This window comes from Sphingobacterium thalpophilum (assembly GCF_901482695.1).
Classification (GTDB): domain Bacteria; phylum Bacteroidota; class Bacteroidia; order Sphingobacteriales; family Sphingobacteriaceae; genus Sphingobacterium; species Sphingobacterium thalpophilum.
Genome location: NZ_LR590484.1, coordinates 683,362 through 699,344 on the forward strand (window position 1 = coordinate 683,362; position 15,983 = coordinate 699,344).

Genomic DNA, 15,983 nt, shown 5'->3' on the forward strand with positions numbered 1-15,983 from the left:
TTTAAGTTACAACACGTTATAAATCAAAATATTGTATTTTATACACTAAGGTGTTGTCTATATTTTTGTTACAAAAAGTCACGTTCTGTTGTGCTTTTACCCATCCTACCTTCGTATCAAATCAGAATGTCAAATATTCTGCAAATACATATAAATACGCCAAAAGGTACTTATATTTGTGATAAATGAATGCAAGTAATTTATTAGAACGGGCGCTCCGATTTGAGTTCCTCTCCAAGGAAGAGGGTGTATTTTTATATCAAAACGCCCCTACAGCTGATTTGACTTTTGTAGCCAATGAATTGCGAAAGATACAAGTGCCACATGGCAAAGTAACCTGGCAGATTGACCGAAATGTCAATACCACCAATGTTTGCGTTGCGAATTGCAAGTTTTGCAACTTCTTTCGTCGACCCGGACACGAGGATAGCTATATCACTGATATCGAAAGTTACAAACAGAAGATCGAAGAAACCTTTAAATATGGTGGTGACCAGTTATTATTGCAAGGAGGCCACCATCCCGATTTAGGTATTAATTTCTACAAGGATCTATTTAAGCAGCTAAAGGATCTTTATCCTACACTAAAATTGCATTCGCTTGGCCCGCCCGAGATCGCTCATATCTCCAAACTGGAAAATATGAGTCATATCGATGTGCTCACCCAGCTACAAGCTGCTGGTCTGGATTCTCTTCCGGGCGCCGGCGCGGAGATCCTTAACGACCGTGTCAGACGACTTATTTCGAAAGGAAAATGTGGCGGAAAGGAATGGCTTGATGTGATGCGTGCCGCACATAAAATAAATTTGCCTACTTCTGCGACAATGATGTTTGGACACATAGAAACCATAGAAGAACGGTTTGAACATCTCGTCTGGATTCGGGAAGTACAGGAAGAAAAACCAAAAGACGCCTACGGCTTTATCGCTTTTATTCCTTGGCCTTTCCAAGATGATGGTACTTTATTGAAACGGCTCCGCGGCATTACCAACAACGTAACCAGCGAAGAGTATATCCGCATGATTGCCTTAAGCAGAATTATGCTACCCAACATTAAAAACATCCAAGCGTCCTGGCTTACTGTTGGCAAAAGAACAGCGCAGCTCTGCCTTCATGCCGGAGCTAACGATTTCGGTTCCATTATGATTGAAGAAAACGTCGTATCGGCAGCTGGTGCGCCACACCGTTTTACCTCAAAGTCCATACAAGAGGCTATCTTGGAAGCAGGCTTTGAGCCGCAGTTGAGAACGCAAAAATATGAGTTCAGGGAACTTCCGGCGCATATGGTCGAACAAGTGATTAACTATTAATATTTACATTGAAAGACGTCATTAGAAATATTGAAGCAATCATATTTGCTTCTGCAGAAGGAATCGATCTGGGCGACATCAAGCAGATTTTGCAAGAAGCGCTCGCTATTGAGATTTCTAGGGAAGAGCTGAGAGAACTGATCAAGAAAATCGAAACCAAATATCAAGACGAAGATTACGTTTTGGAATTAAGGTATATCAACAATTCTTATCAGTTCCTGACAAAAGCTATTTACCACGAATCGATACAACAGTTACAGAACCATAGTAATAAGCGGAAACTGAGTCAGTCTGCGCTGGAAACGCTGGCCATCATTGCTTATCGACAGCCAATTACAAAGCTCGAAGTTGAACAAATTAGGGGAGTGAGCTGTGACTACTCTATTCAAAGGCTATTGGAAAAGAAATTGATTAAGATCGCAGGTAAGGCTGACAGTATTGGCAAACCGTTGCTTTACGCCACTAGTCAACAATTCATGGATCATTTCGGAATCAATGGTGTCCGCGATTTACCGCAGCTTAAAGATATTGTGACAGAAGACAACGCAATTGGCGAAACTAATGAGTAAATAAAATGAAATAAATTTTTATTTTTAAAAACGAGTTCAACATACTGATTAACAGAAAAATAAAGGACGATATTTTTTTCAAAAAAAGTTTTAAAAAATCGTTTTCTTCTCTAATTTTACAACATCGAATAAGAAACTATAAAGTATTATTTTATGAACACGGCAATATTAGCTAACGAAGATCTTGAAGAAGTAAAGTTCGCATCTTTCAATGGACCTGATGACGACGATGATGATTTCGATGATGATTTCGATATTTCAGAAATCGACTCGATTGGAGGATTGGAGGACTTCGATGATGACGATGAATTTTAATATATAGTGCAATATAACACTACCTATTAAAACCAGAGAATCATTACAAAAGATAAGGCGTTCAATCGATTGTTGAACGCCTTATCTTTTTCACCTTAATTACTTCACCTGATCAATAAGCTTGTGCAATTCCATCTTCGGGATCATTCCGCTCTGCCGCCATACCTGCTGCCCATTTTTAAATAGCAAAAACGTCGGGACACCGCTTACCTTATAGATAGAGGCAATTTTCGGATTTTTGTCGACGTCTATCTTGATGATAGACAAATCCTCCTGATAAAACTCCTTTACATCCTGTAATATTGGCGCCATAGTCTGGCATGGACCGCACCACGTCGCAAAAAAATCCACCAAAACCAGTGAATTTGATTGTATAATCTGGTCAAAAGTTGCCATTATTATTCTCCTTTATTTCTTCTTTTAATGCCTTATATCCTCCTTGGATATTGCAAATATGTTTAAACCCCTTTGCGCGCAAAATGGAGACAGCAACCGCACTTCTATATCCTGACTGACAGTGTACAAACATCGCTTCGCCATCTTCCTTAAGCGTATTTCCAAAATTAGCGAAATCCGACAACGGAATGTTCATTGCATTGTCAATATGTCCGCGATCAAATTCTTCAGGAGTACGAACATCAACAATATGACCTTGATCTGATTTTTTATAAAATTCGTTTACCGTGATATTTGGTATAGAGTCCACCCCCTCACTGTGTTTCCACTCGATAATCCCACCGATCAGAGTACCAATAACTCGGGTATATCCCAATCCGAGCAGCCGCTGTAATACTGCATCCCTCTCCACGTCTTTAACAATAACGAGCAGCTTCTGGCTCTTATCCGGAAACACCCGCATCAAAAAAGTATCGAAAGGCCCCTTGAAACCGATATTGACAGACTGGGGAACAAAGCCTTTTAAAAACTCATCACCGGAGCGTGTATCCAATACGATGACGTCAGTCTGCTTACGGTACCTTTTAAATTGTTCGACGCTGAGCGTCGGGACATCCTGGGCTACACCAAACAAAAAACAACAGGTATTTTCCTGTCCGGCCGAAGCAGGTGAACCTCCGCCCCAAATAAGCAGACCTGTGGTAAAGATAATCATTAAAAATCTTCGCATTTTTTTATTTAAACGGAATAAGCAATTTTTCCAATTCTTCAATTTTACCATTATAGATATTTAAATCTACATTACCACGAATGCCTGTTACGGTGCCCTTTTCGGAAAACTGCCAAAACGCCCAGTGGTCTTTCGGATTTTCAATCCAAAAATTATAGTTGGCAATCCAGAGGATGTATGTTGCAAATTCCCTTTCCAAAAAATCGCTATAAAATTTGTCCCCAGAATAGAGAATAGGCTTGACCTTATAATGCGATTCCACTTCGTTAAGCCATCGTTTTAAACCTACCTTGAGGCTATCCATCGATTGTTGCTTTGGATGCTCTTCGATATCCAGTACTGGCGGTAGATCTCCTGGCCGGAGTTTGACCTTACGGATAAAATTTTTGGCCTGTTTGACTGAATTTTCATTCGGCCGAAAGTAATGGTAAGCTCCCCTTAGGATTGCTCTATTTTCTATTTTGGACCAGTTTCTGCTGAACTTATCGTCTACCCCTTTCTCGCCCATTGTTGCCCGTATAAAGACAAAGTCGATGGGAAACTGGTCGTTTATTGTATTTACCTTTTGCCAATCAATATTGTCCTGATAGGTTGATACATCTATCCCAAATACCTTATCATTGTGCTTACTCATGATTTCGATATTCCGGATATCGTACTTGACATCCTTTGCCAAGGTTCGGCTTTTAGAGGTTATCGTCCGAAAGTAATAGATTATACCAGCTTTGTAATGCCAGGCTATTAGCGCCAGAAAAAAAACAAGCATCGCCCCCGCTGTCCATATCCATTTGGTCTCACGGGCCGGTTTGTGCTTCACCGTCGCCTTCGTTCGTTTTGTTCGCTGCTGCGTCATACGAGATGAAGTTACGGCAATCATAATAAACTCACAAAGTTTTCCCAACAATTTATATTTTTGTATATGATTGTATACAACCCTAAAGACTGGCTGTCAGCAACTTTCAAGCTACACAAATCAGATACCTTTAAAAAGCTATTGCCCTTTCTCATTTTAATTGCCATTTATTCTTGGGGGATCGCCTATCTCGAGCTCGAGTACCTTAAATTAAATGAAAAAAGCTGGGTTAAGAACATTACCATTGTCCATAATCTGTTAGGCTTTGTCATTTCCCTATTGCTGGTGTTCCGCACGAATTCAGCTTACGACCGCTGGTGGGAAGCCCGTAAACAGTGGGGCACGCTGACCAATATCAGTCGAGCATTTTCGTATAAACTCAATGCTATTCTATCCGAAGAAGACAAAGTGAACCGCAGCTTTTTCCGTAAAGCTATTCCCCTATTCGCAGAGACATTATATGACTTTTTGCGGTCTGACTACACCAAATTTATGCTTGACGAAAATGAGCATCCCGAATTAAAGTCGCTGGACAGTAAAAAACATGGTCCTAATCAGGTGTCGAACATGATTTTTCAGAAAATAAACGAGCTCTATAATACCGGCATTGTCAGCGGAGATCAGCTCATTATACTGAATGAGGAGATTGTATCCATGACCAATGTGTGCGGAGCATGCGAGCGGATCAAGAATACACCAATTCCATTGTCCTATAGTGCTTTCATCAAAAAGTTCATCATCTTTTATACCATGACACTTCCTATTGGTTATGTATTTTCTATCGGATATTTCGTTGTCGTGGCTGTTCCGTTTATTTTATACGTATTAGCTTCGCTGGAATTGATCGGAGAATCCATAGAAGAACCATTTGGAGTAGATCAGGACGATCTGCCGATTGATAAAATCGCTACCAATATAAAAAAACATTGCCACGAGATTATCTCTGCCTAGCGCTGATAAAAACAATCTAGCTCATTTTCAAATGATAAGAAGGGGCAGCAAAAATAAGTTTTGCAAATCTATTCAGAATTTCTACTTTTGTCGCGGAGAGTTGGCAGAGTGGTCGAATGCGGCGGTCTTGAAAACCGTTAACTGTCACAGGTTCGGGGGTTCGAATCCCTCACTCTCCGCACAAGAGGCCTTTCAGCAATGAAAGGCTTTTTCGGTTCTATATGGATTTGAACCAGAAGGGTTGGCCGGGGGTTCGAACTTTATCATCGCAGACATTAGCATGGGGATGTGGGACGCGATAAATCCCTCACTCTCCGCACAAGAGGCCTTTCAGCAATGAAAGGCTTTTTCGGTTCTATATGGATTTGAACCAGAAGGGTTGGCCGGGGGTTCGAACTTTATCATCGCAGACATTAGCATGGGGATGTGGGACGCGATAAATCCCTCACTCTCCGCACAAGAGGCCTTTCAGCAATGAAAGGCTTTTTCGGTTCTATATGGATTCGAATCAGAAGGGTTGGCCGGGGGTTTGAACTTTATCATCGCAGACATTAGCATGGGGATGTGGGACGCGATAAATCCCTCACTCTCCGCAGAAGGATCCTTCATCGAAAGATGTGGGATTTTTTATTTTACAGACAAATTGATTCGAACTCGAGAGATTGCCCATGTAACTGAACGTTTCGTTCAAGGCCAATTTAAACGAACCCGTAGTATCCCGAACTGATCAGGAAAAATGTAAAATAAGTTTTGTAAATCTATTTAGAATTTCTACTTTTGTCGCGGAGAGTTGGCAGAGTGGTCGAATGCGGCGGTCTTGAAAACCGTTAACTGTCACAGGTTCGGGGGTTCGAATCCCTCACTCTCCGCACAAGAGGCCTTTCAGCAATGAAAGGCTTTTTCGGTTCTATATGGATTCGAACCAGAAGGGTTGGCCGGGGGTTCGAACTTTATCATCGCAGACATTAGCACGGGGATGTGGGACGCGATAAATCCCTCACTCTTCGCAGAAGGATCCTTCATCAAAAGATGAGGGATCTTTTATTTTACAGACAAATTGATCCGAACCAGAAGGGTTGGCCGACGTCCCAACCTTATATCGAAGATTATAGCAGGGGAATGTGCGATGCGATAAATAGCTCACTCTCCGCAAAAAAAGGCTCTCATCTCGGAAAGACTTTTTACATTCTATATGGATTTACATCAAAAAACGACTTTTACCTCCGTGCTAATATCTACTTTAATTATGTGACGTAGTTATGCAGCAAAATAGCTTAATGATCTTACGAAAATTACTTTTTTAAACTGAGATGGTGCCATCGCGGTTTTGTTGAGCATCGTTTTAATCAAAAAATATGGAATCTTTGATCATTTCGCATCATATTAACGAGTGACAATGAATCCATAACCTAAAAACCGTAAGCATGGCAGAATTGAATCAAAAAGCACCGGAAACCGGCAAGAAAAAAATGAGAACTGCAAAGTCAGCTCCCAAGGTCGATCTTACCGCGATGGTCGATCTCGCGTTCCTTTTAATCACCTTTTTTATGCTAACCACTACATTAAACAAACCGGCGGCGATGGATATCGCGATGCCTGATAAGAGCAAGGATAATACACCACCTCTTCTGATTGATGAAAACCGTACCGTAACCATCGTTTTGGGCGAAGGAAAATTTATGTGGTATCATGGCGATTTCAAAAAAACCAATCGCCTTTTCGAAAAAACCAGCTAATTTGGAAAACGGGCTTACCTCCGTGATTGCACAATTAAAAGCGACAATCAGCACCATGCCCAATACCAGAGATATGATCGTACTTATTAAGCCAAGCAAAGAAGCCCGTACAAAAGATGTGGTACGCACTATAGACCTGCTCAAGCAGCAGCACATCTCCCGTTATGTGATCGGCACACCCCATACCGACGAAGAAAAGCAACTCTTGGCGTCCATCCATTGAGATAATAAGACGACAGACAGATGCGTCGTTTCGGTGCATCTGTCCGATTTAATTCGATTAGCGTTTGTCCAGATTCTCCCAATAACGTTCTACACTTTCTTTTATTTCTGTAGGCAAGGAAGCATAATTATCGGAGTAAGATGTTTTTTGATAACCGTCATCCACATCCGCCCGCAAACGATAAAACTGCCCTTTATATAATATCAATGCAATGCAGCTCAACTGCTGTTGTATATTATCTTTTGGATGTCTAGAATAAATAAACAGGGCATCCAACCTTCCATCCTTATCGGCATCAAAAAAAGCTTTTCGTGACTCCCAAACAGACATAATAATACCATCTTCCTGAATGGTTTCTTCGACGATCGGCACCCACATCCCTTCTTTTCGCTGAAATTGCTGTACATACAGTCTATCCGGATCAGCACCCCGTTCTTCTTTTGAAAAGACAATATAGTTATCTTCTTTCGCAGTCTCAATGTGTTCCACCTGCAGAACACGTTTTCCCTTAAATGGAAAACCTGATGATTCGAAATTTTCTTTATTCACACCAATATTTGTGATTTGCGCTTGCGCAGCATATCCTCCCATTAAAAATAGGATAAACAAGAAGTACTTTCCCATATATGTTTTGCCCTAAATGTTTAATTAAATTACTGACAATAAAATAGAATTACAACATATTCCTCTGGCAACTTTACATCCACATGATCCAAGTATGGTTTAATCTTATTAATTTTATTCTCGTAAAAACAAAGTTACGATGGAAAAGTTGCCATATCAGGAGAAGCAGGATGTTCAAGATATCAACGACATCAAAATGCTAGTCGATCAATTTTATGACGCTGTTCGTCATGATGATTTGATAGGTCCCGTTTTCCATGAGCGCATCCAGGACAATTGGCCAAAGCACCTACTAAAAATGTACAGCTTCTGGCAGACGGTTCTTTTGGATGAGCACACCTATTTCGGTAGTCCTTTCCCACCGCATATCAGTCTACCGATTGATGCCCAGCACTTTGAACGATGGCTTCAGCTATTTGAAGCCACTGTAGATCGCTTATTTACAGGTGAAAAAGCAAATGAAGCTAAATGGCGAGCAAAAAAAATGGCCCAGATGTTCCAATTCAAAAAAGAATATTTCGATGCCAATCCCAAGAAAAAACCCCTTATATAATAGCTTTTAGGATCCAAAAGAGAAAAAGTAAAGCTCACATCACTGCAGCACATTGCCAGCACCCACAGCTCTTTTATGATGCAGAAATAAAAAACACATTGGTTATTTCTGTTTAAATCACCTACACGAGAACACCGTTCTTCGAGGCAATAGGCTCCGGTAGGTTTTCCTCCCCGGCCATTTGCAACAGATCAATTTCGATTGTCCTGCAGATGGAGAGCATGGGGATGTCAAACATCAACCCCCCAAAGGGATTTTCCGTATAATCTCCCACCAGTTCCATGACGATATAAATCCATCCTATTACCACACAAAAGGGAATGCTTGTCCAGATGCCCCAATCCCCCAGTTTAGCAAATTCGTTAACCAAGCCAAGAGGCAACAAAAGAATCAAAATCACATTAAACACAAATGCAGTGCTGGCGAACTGTCTTGGCGACGGAAACTTTTTGATGCGTTCGGCCTGACCCTGGTAATCGTAAAATTGATTGAGGCAAGTCTGCAATTGTGTTTGATTAAAGTCAGAGATAATCTGATCATTTTTTAGCGAATTAATATCCTTGGCCTGCTGGGCGATCAGGTAGGTGGCAAAATTTTTATAGGTCGACTGTAATTCAAATTCTTCTGCCGAGAGATATTTATGCAAAAAAATCGGTGTACGGCTATAATCGGGAAATCCAGCTTTGATTAGTCTATGCCGCTTTACGTTCATTGCGCCAATATGTTTTTTCATGCTGATATGCTCCCACTCGGTCGGAACAAGCAACTGCTCGCGAAACTGGTATAGCCATGCAATGTGGCGGTAGATCATTTTTCTGCGTATTTCCTCCAACTGATCCTGATCACCCTGTTGGGTATTAAAAGCATACAGCATCGCTCCAAACGACCGGCTTGCATTGACAATTCCACCCCATATTTTGCGAGCCTCCCATAGACGGTCATAAGCCTGATTATTTTTGAATCCCACATAAAAAGCTTCCGCCGTTCCGATTAAGGCGACAGGCACCCACGGAATGATCATCCATTGCCAGTTGAAGAAATAATAAATCACAGCAACTAAAGAACACCATCCTGTAAGCCAAAGCAAATGCACTCCAGCAAGATTGAATATCTGTTTATAATTAAAATACTTTGTTGTAATCATAAAAATTTCTCATTTAATTTAGCGAAGAAAAGACTCTGGTCGTTCAATTAAACTACATACACTTCGATCAAATTAAGAAGCCCTGTGTTTCAAATTGCTTAATCAACACCTTCGCATCACGCTCCGCAACATGTTCTTCTACTTCATAATTGTCCAATAAAAAGGCCGTGATACTCTCTATATTAAACTCCTTCCCTTGCAATTCCAGCCAAACTTGTACTGCTGTTTCATTGAAAGTAAATACTCTATCTGTATCTAGACTATCTTTTTTAGGATCGACTAGTATATTCTTGTCACCCAGTTTGTGCAATTGTAAATCTGACCTTAATTTCATTTTGCTATGGCTTGGTATAATCCTATTACAGTCCAACCCGTTATTTGGTTTTCATCCGTTATATCAAATCTACGATTTTACAAGACATGTATCTTGGAGGAACAGCATTTTTTATACATTATGGATTCACCTCAACACCGACATAAAACAAAACGTGGACTAACAAAAGCACGACCATGCAAAAAAATTGGCATAACAGATATGCTCATGACCGAAGAGTTTTCGCAATATCTGATAAGATTAAAAAGTAGGACATTCTGATAATGGAAAAAATTACGCGCAAGAATTGTGCTGGGGAGCTCATAACTAGTGCATTGGCTCGCCTGCAGTGAGCCAATGGTTTTGAACTTAGTATGGGTATCAGCCGGAGCAAGCAATGAATACACATACCATCTGAAAAAACTTTCTAAAATTGATACAATGGCAAGGGCTATACTTGGAAAGTACAGCCCTTGTGATAATGTCAGCCTCCATAATCAATTTCCCTTGAAACTTGCCAAGTAATTAGGACATTTTCATCGTTCCTTTTTCTCTTAAATTGATATGCCAGCTGAGCGCTTCTTCCAATAGATGCGGCGTATGCCCGCCACGTTCACAGGCGCGATGGTAGTAATCTCTGAGCTGTTCTTTATAGTCTGGATGTACGCAATTTTCAATGATGACCTTTGCCCGTTCGCGAGGAGCCAGACCACGCAGATCCGCTAGTCCATAATCAGTCACCAAAATATCCACGTCATGCTCGGTATGGTCTACATGGGATACCATCGGAACAATATGGGAGATTGTATCTCCTTTGGATGCAGCTTGTGTCACAAAAATGCTGAGATAGGCGTTACGCGCAAAATCTCCGGATCCCCCTATGCCGTTCATAATATTCGTACCCGACGTGTGCGTTGAATTTACATTACCATAGATATCAAATTCAATCGCTGTATTAATAGCAATAATCCCTAAACGTTTGATCAATCCCGGCGTATTCGAAATATTCTGGGGTCTAAGTACAATTTTGTCACGGTATTTATCTAAGTGATCAAATATCCGTGAATAGCATTCTGCAGATACGGTGATTGAAGACGCTGACGCAAAATCCAGTTTTCCTGCATCAATCAAATCGAAGGTACTATCTTGCAGTACCTCTGAAAACATGGTTAAATTATGAAATTTGCTGTGGATAAATCCAGTTAAAACCGCATTCGCTACCTTGCCAATTCCAGCCTGAAGTGGCATCAAGCTCTCTGATAAGTGCCCCAGTTCGACTTCATTTTCAAAAAAATGTAAAATATGCTGCGCAATAGCCGTTGTTTTCACATCAGGCTCGGCAATGTCTGCCGGGCTATCCAGTTCATTCGTGAAAACGATCCCGACGATCTTACCTGGATCCAAAGGGATGGTCTTCCGTCCGATTTTATTTTCAGGAGCAACGATCGGAATCACGTTTCGTCGCGGATAGTCCTCCGCTTGATAAATATCATGTATCCCTTTAATTGCTGTTGGAATCGCGGTATTGACTTCTAAAATTACTTGTCTCGCCAAAGCTGCAAAAGTAGTGGAATTGCCAACAGAAGTGGTAGGCACAATGCTTCCATCAGATTCGATAGCCGCCACTTCCAATACAGCAATATCGACCTGTGGTAGGTTTTTATTATGGAGCAATTCCGCCGTTTCGCTCAGATGCTGATCGATAAACAGCACCTCTCCCGAATTGATCTTGTTGCGGAGCGTACGGTCGACCTGAAATGGCATGCGCTTTGACAACGCACCAGCTTCAGCCAATTTGCCATCAGTACCATGTCCCAGCGAAGCTCCCGTAATTAAAGTTACTTTCAAAGGTTCTGTTTTGGCCCGTTCAGCCAAGGCTGGCAATACAACCTTGCTATCACCTGCTTTGGTAAAACCACTTGATCCCACAACCATACCATCTTCAAATAGATTCGCTGCTTCAGTCGCTGTAATAACTTTATCGTGCAAGCTTTGAATTTTTATTCTTTCGTAAGCCATAACAGTATAATTTAATTTGATACGCTTGTCATGTAAACTTAAACAATTGAGCGCTATTTTATACCTTTATTTTAAAGATATTATGCCGGTTTTATTAATTATTGGCAAACAATTTTACCACTTTTTTCTCCATCAGAATTATTCCCATTCGACACAAAATTATTCATTTTGGCCGCAATAATCTTAAATTATTAATAATCAATATATTAAACGATGCAACACCATAATATCATTTTTTTTTAATCGGAACAAAAAAAAATATAAGCCTGAAAACCAATAAGATAAAAAAGCATTAAGATTTCTCCTTGTGAGTAAACACTAACTTTCCAACGTATAACCTGAAACTCTATAGTAAGCATACACTCACCTTTGTGACGCAGACAGCGGGTCTGGTAAAAAAATCTTACCTTTGTAAAGTAGTTTTTATAAAGAAAATGAACGTAAAAGATACCACGGCGGGGGCAAAATATGTCAACCGCTATTACATGACAGAGGTCGACGCTTTTGAAGATAGCATTTACTGTCATCATGCTATCATTGCTGAGAGCTATGTTACTGAGCACTCTCACAACAAGGACCAATTTTTATATACTGAAGGTGGTGTTGTCTTTATAAAGACCGACGAAAAGTCCTATTTTCTTCCCGCCCGACATTATTTGTGGATACCTGCAGGTATAAAACACAGTATACATCCAAGTACACCTGAAGTTGTTATGCGGAATCTTTACTTTCCGAAAACAGTCAGTGATACGGCATTTTACAGCAAGATGGGCATTTATCCAGTGAATGACCTGCTTATTGAATTAATTATGTTTACCAACCGTTGGAATGGCAATATATTTCCTGTTGAAGAACCGAAATACAGCATAGCAACAGCGTTTAAACTTATTCTCCCGGAGTTATCCCTGCACGAGCTTCCACTGGCTTTACCCTACCCGAATCATCAAAAACTAAAAGATATAGTTCGGTACCTGGAAGAAAATATCGAAGAGAATGTAAATTTTAAAAAGCTCGCTGGCCTTTTCAACATCAGCGAACGTACCTTAGCGCGATTGTTTCAAAAGGAGTTGAATATGTCCTTTATTCAATACTATACAATATTGCGTATGCTGACAGCCCTGAAACTGCTATTGGACGAAAAGCTGAGCGTCAATGAAGTCGCTTTGAAAGTTGGATACAACAGCCTGCCTACCTTTAGTAATACCTTCAATAAGGTTGTCGGTATCCGTCCGAGCGAATATGTCAAACAAAAAGAATTGTTAATTTAAAAATGTTTCCCTAATTTAGGTCAATAAACCTAATTCAGGATGAAATTTAAACATATAATCTATAGTGCTGGAATTTTATTACTTAGCACCTCCTTATTTGCCCATTCACAAGATAAAAAACCAAAACCCATTCAGTTATTCAATGGGAAAGATTTAAAGAACTGGACCCCAAAAATACGGAACCATCAAGTCGGGGATAATTATAAAAATACATTTCGAGTAGAAGATGGTCTGTTAAAAGTAAGATACGACGGATACGACAATTTTAATTTTCAGTATGGTCATTTGTTTTATAACAAGGAATTCTCTGCCTATTTGTTACGCGTCACCTATCGATTCGTAGGTGAACAGGCACCCGGTGGAGAAGGCTGGGCTTGGCGCAATAGCGGAGCGATGCTGCACGGCCAGGATCCCAAAACAATGGGCGTGGACCAAGATTTCCCGATATCTATCGAAGGGCAGCTTTTGGGCGGCAATGGAAAAGATGAACGCACTACAAGTAATCTCTGTACACCCGGGACGAACGTTGTTATCAACAATCAACTATTTACGCCACACTGCCTGAGTTCAAAATCAAAAACATATGCTGGAGACCAATGGGTTACAGCAGACTTTCTCGTCTTAGGAGACTCTTTAGTACAGCATATTATCGAGGACAAGGTTGTGTTACAGTATACAAAGCCTCAGATCGGTGGCGGCAACGTGACGGACTTTAACCCGGCAGTTAAAAGAGACGGTCAATTATTGAAAAAAGGAACCATCTCACTGCAAAGTGAAAGCCATCCTATTGACTTCAAAAAAGTTGAGCTTTATGATCTCGAACCCTATATGAAGGATTCTAATAAACTTAAAAAAGTCATAGCTGAGTTGCTGCCCAACCTACAGCAATGAGAGATAAAACTGCTCTGAAAAAGGAATAGTAATAAAAAAAAGCATCATAAATGATGCTTTTTTTTATTACTATTCGCTTGGAAAGAGAAATCCAAAGTATATAACATAAAGAAAAGGGATACAGCATGCTGTACCCCTCAATATCTATACAGAAAGCTTACGCTAAACCGTTAACGAATTTAGTTAACTTCGATTTGTTGTTAGAAGCTTTCTTTTTGTGGATCACATTTTTCTTTGCCAAACGATCAAGCATAGAAATTACGCGAGGCAATAATGCTTTTGCATCTTCTGCTGAAGTAGTATTACGTAATTTTTTGATTGCGTTACGTGTAGTTTTTGCTTGGTAACGGTTTCTTAAACGTTTAGTAGCGTTTGCTCTAATTCTTTTGATCGCTGATTTATGATTTGCCATTTTTTTTAGCTAATTTTTTATTCTATTTTTCTTGTAATTCGGACTGCAAAAATAACACCTTATTTCCAATATTCAAAATCTATTTTATTTTTTAGGTTTAGTATATTTGCCGTATGCAGAAATTATCGATGGATGAACTTCAACGCGCAGACGTTGAATCGTTTAAAAAACAAGAGAAAACTCCTATCGCGATCGTTTTGGATAACGTACGCAGCATGCATAATGTAGGCTCGGCCTTCCGTACAGCTGACGGATTTGCTATTGAAAAAATATACTTATGCGGGATCACGGGTACACCGCCACATAGGGAGATTGAAAAAACAGCATTGGGAGCAACTCAATCTGTCACTTGGGAATATCATAAAGAAACTGCTACTATCGTAGACCAGCTGCGTGCTGATGGTTATATCATAGTTGCTATCGAGCAAGCGGATGATAGCGTCATGTTACACCAATTTGAACCCGATACCGAAAAAAAATACGCACTCATCTTTGGTAATGAAGTCAATGGTGTCGACGAGGAAGTAATGAAAAGAATTGACATTTGCCTTGAAATCCCCCAATATGGAACGAAACATTCCTTTAATGTATCTGTCGCAATAGGCATTATCCTCTGGGATTTTATCCAAAAACGCAATCTTAAGTAAAATTTTATCAATAATGGCCACATTCCTACCTACATTTACTTCCATTTTAGAAAGCAAAATAGTAGATTTGTGTGCAAAATTTAAAGAAGAAATGAGTGTATTAGTTAATAAAGATTCAAAAGTAATCGTTCAGGGTTTTACTGGAAACGAAGGTACTTACCATGCTACTCAGATGATTGAGTACGGAACAAATGTAGTTGGTGGTGTGACTCCGGGTAAAGGAGGTCAACAGCACTTAGACCGTCCTGTATTCAATACTGTTCAAGATGCAGTAGATGCTACAGGAGCTAATGTTTCTATTATCTTTGTACCTCCAGCATTTGCTGCAGATGCGATCATGGAAGCTGCAGCTGCTGGTATCGAAGTGATCGTATGTATCACTGAAGGTATTCCTACAAAAGACATGATCCAGGTAAAATCATACTTGAGCGATAAAAAATCCCGCTTAATCGGTCCAAACTGCCCTGGTATCATTACAGCAGGTGAGGCTAAAATTGGTATCATGCCAGGATTTATCTTCAAAAAAGGTAACGTAGGTGTTGTTTCTAAATCAGGAACATTAACTTACGAAGCAGTAGATCAGACTGTAAAAGCTGGATTAGGAATCACAACAGCAATCGGAATCGGGGGTGACCCAATTATCGGTACAACAACAAAAGAAGCTGTTGAATTATTAATGAATGACCCTGAAACTGAAGCTATCATCATGATCGGCGAAATCGGTGGTGGAATGGAAGCTGAAGCCGCCCGTTGGATTAAAGAAAATGGCACTAAGCCTGTTGTTGGATTTATTGCCGGCCAAACAGCGCCTCCGGGACGTCGCATGGGCCACGCTGGTGCAATCGTGGGGGGGGCAGATGACACAGCTGCTGCTAAGATGAAAATTATGCGTGAGTGTGGAATCCGTGTTGTCGAATCTCCGGCTGAAATCGGAAAAGCAATTGCTGAAGAATTAGCTAAATAATGTGACTGTTCACAATCCAAATAAAAACGGGAATCGATTCAGGTTCCCGTTTTTATTTGATTATT

The 15,983-nt window shown here is 40.3% G+C and carries 19 protein-coding genes and 2 tRNA genes; 13 read left to right on the forward strand and 8 right to left on the reverse strand.

Annotated features, from left to right (window positions below):
* The first annotated feature begins 185 nt into the window (after nt 1-185).
* The 3 genes from mqnC (at nt 186) to FGL37_RS25330 (ending at nt 2,194) form a co-directional block, all read left to right on the forward strand.
* Complete coding sequence (gene mqnC / locus FGL37_RS02975) at nt 186-1,310, forward strand: cyclic dehypoxanthinyl futalosine synthase (RefSeq protein WP_028071307.1); 1,125 nt, start codon at nt 186-188, stop codon at nt 1,308-1,310.
* Between the two features lie 8 nt (nt 1,311-1,318).
* Nucleotides 1,319-1,879, forward strand: coding sequence for an SMC-Scp complex subunit ScpB (scpB, locus tag FGL37_RS02980; RefSeq protein WP_028071306.1), 561 nt, complete (start codon nt 1,319-1,321; stop codon nt 1,877-1,879).
* A 153-nt stretch (nt 1,880-2,032) separates the two neighbouring features.
* Nucleotides 2,033-2,194: a hypothetical protein gene (locus tag FGL37_RS25330; protein WP_162835074.1), complete on the forward strand. Its 162-nt coding sequence runs from the start codon at nt 2,033-2,035 to the stop codon at nt 2,192-2,194.
* 99 nt (nt 2,195-2,293) lie between these two features.
* On the opposite strand, the gene trxA is transcribed toward FGL37_RS25330, so the two are convergent.
* From trxA to FGL37_RS02995, 3 genes are read right to left on the reverse strand one after another with little or no spacing between them, the layout of a single operon-like run.
* Complete coding sequence (gene trxA, locus FGL37_RS02985) at nt 2,294-2,590, reverse strand: thioredoxin (RefSeq protein WP_028071305.1); 297 nt, start codon at nt 2,588-2,590, stop codon at nt 2,294-2,296.
* The gene (locus FGL37_RS02990; protein WP_160169530.1) at nt 2,577-3,320 is read right to left on the reverse strand and encodes a rhodanese-like domain-containing protein; all 744 of its coding nucleotides are present in this window, start codon (nt 3,318-3,320) and stop codon (nt 2,577-2,579) included. Before FGL37_RS02990 ends, trxA begins: the two co-directional genes overlap by 14 nt.
* A 4-nt stretch (nt 3,321-3,324) precedes the next feature.
* Complete coding sequence (locus FGL37_RS02995) at nt 3,325-4,197, reverse strand: glycoside hydrolase family 25 protein (protein WP_232048621.1); 873 nt, start codon at nt 4,195-4,197, stop codon at nt 3,325-3,327.
* A 42-nt stretch (nt 4,198-4,239) separates the two neighbouring features.
* On the opposite strand from FGL37_RS02995, the gene FGL37_RS03000 reads away from it, so the two are divergent.
* From FGL37_RS03000 to FGL37_RS03020, 5 genes are all read left to right on the forward strand, one after another.
* Nucleotides 4,240-5,124 carry a bestrophin family protein gene (locus tag FGL37_RS03000; RefSeq protein ID WP_028071303.1) on the forward strand — a complete coding sequence of 295 codons (885 nt, stop codon included), beginning with the start codon at nt 4,240-4,242 and terminating at the stop codon, nt 5,122-5,124.
* A gap of 94 nt (nt 5,125-5,218) precedes the next feature.
* A tRNA-Ser gene (locus tag FGL37_RS03005) sits at nt 5,219-5,303 on the forward strand.
* Nucleotides 5,304-5,908: 605 nt separating this feature from the next.
* Nucleotides 5,909-5,993: transfer RNA gene (locus tag FGL37_RS03010), tRNA-Ser, on the forward strand.
* 555 nt (nt 5,994-6,548) lie between these two features.
* On the forward strand, nt 6,549-6,860 hold the full coding sequence (locus FGL37_RS03015; protein ID WP_051607271.1) for an ExbD/TolR family protein: 312 nt from the start codon (nt 6,549-6,551) through the stop codon (nt 6,858-6,860).
* Between the two features lies 1 nt (nt 6,861).
* Nucleotides 6,862-7,083 (forward strand): hypothetical protein, encoded by a 222-nt coding sequence (locus tag FGL37_RS03020; RefSeq protein WP_051607270.1) that lies wholly within the window; start codon nt 6,862-6,864, stop codon nt 7,081-7,083.
* Nucleotides 7,084-7,140: 57 nt separating this feature from the next.
* Here FGL37_RS03020 and FGL37_RS03025 read toward each other — a convergent pair whose 3' ends face one another.
* Nucleotides 7,141-7,707 (reverse strand): hypothetical protein, encoded by a 567-nt coding sequence (locus FGL37_RS03025; protein ID WP_028071680.1) that lies wholly within the window; start codon nt 7,705-7,707, stop codon nt 7,141-7,143.
* Between the two features lie 139 nt (nt 7,708-7,846).
* Between FGL37_RS03025 and FGL37_RS03030 the strand changes: the two genes are divergently transcribed.
* Nucleotides 7,847-8,260 (forward strand): group III truncated hemoglobin, encoded by a 414-nt coding sequence (locus tag FGL37_RS03030; RefSeq protein WP_028071679.1) that lies wholly within the window; start codon nt 7,847-7,849, stop codon nt 8,258-8,260.
* A gap of 121 nt (nt 8,261-8,381) precedes the next feature.
* On the opposite strand, the gene FGL37_RS03035 is transcribed toward FGL37_RS03030, so the two are convergent.
* The 3 genes from FGL37_RS03035 to scpC form a co-directional block, all read right to left on the reverse strand.
* Entirely contained in the window at nt 8,382-9,404 is a 1,023-nt protein-coding gene (locus tag FGL37_RS03035) for a bestrophin family protein (RefSeq protein ID WP_028071678.1), read from the reverse strand.
* Nucleotides 9,405-9,471: 67 nt separating this feature from the next.
* On the reverse strand, nt 9,472-9,738 hold the full coding sequence (locus FGL37_RS03040) for a PqqD family protein (RefSeq protein WP_028071677.1): 267 nt from the start codon (nt 9,736-9,738) through the stop codon (nt 9,472-9,474).
* A 504-nt stretch (nt 9,739-10,242) separates the two neighbouring features.
* The gene (scpC, locus tag FGL37_RS03045; protein WP_028071676.1) at nt 10,243-11,736 is read right to left on the reverse strand and encodes a succinyl-CoA:acetate CoA-transferase ScpC; all 1,494 of its coding nucleotides are present in this window, start codon (nt 11,734-11,736) and stop codon (nt 10,243-10,245) included.
* A 434-nt stretch (nt 11,737-12,170) separates the two neighbouring features.
* On the opposite strand from scpC, the gene FGL37_RS03050 reads away from it, so the two are divergent.
* On the forward strand, nt 12,171-13,004 hold the full coding sequence (locus FGL37_RS03050) for a helix-turn-helix transcriptional regulator (protein ID WP_037534231.1): 834 nt from the start codon (nt 12,171-12,173) through the stop codon (nt 13,002-13,004).
* Nucleotides 13,005-13,043: 39 nt separating this feature from the next.
* Nucleotides 13,044-13,895, forward strand: a complete 852-nt coding sequence (locus tag FGL37_RS03055; protein WP_028071674.1) for a 3-keto-disaccharide hydrolase — start codon at nt 13,044-13,046, stop codon at nt 13,893-13,895.
* Nucleotides 13,896-14,052: 157 nt separating this feature from the next.
* Here the strand turns inward: FGL37_RS03055 and rpsT are convergent, their stop codons facing one another.
* Entirely contained in the window at nt 14,053-14,307 is a 255-nt protein-coding gene (gene rpsT / locus FGL37_RS03060; protein ID WP_028071673.1) for a 30S ribosomal protein S20, read from the reverse strand.
* 113 nt (nt 14,308-14,420) lie between these two features.
* Between rpsT and FGL37_RS03065 the strand changes: the two genes are divergently transcribed.
* Nucleotides 14,421-14,954 (forward strand): RNA methyltransferase, encoded by a 534-nt coding sequence (locus FGL37_RS03065; RefSeq protein ID WP_028071672.1) that lies wholly within the window; start codon nt 14,421-14,423, stop codon nt 14,952-14,954.
* Between the two features lie 91 nt (nt 14,955-15,045).
* Nucleotides 15,046-15,918 carry a succinate--CoA ligase subunit alpha gene (gene sucD, locus FGL37_RS03070; protein WP_028071671.1) on the forward strand — a complete coding sequence of 291 codons (873 nt, stop codon included), beginning with the start codon at nt 15,046-15,048 and terminating at the stop codon, nt 15,916-15,918.
* Nucleotides 15,919-15,983: the final 65 nt, after the last annotated feature.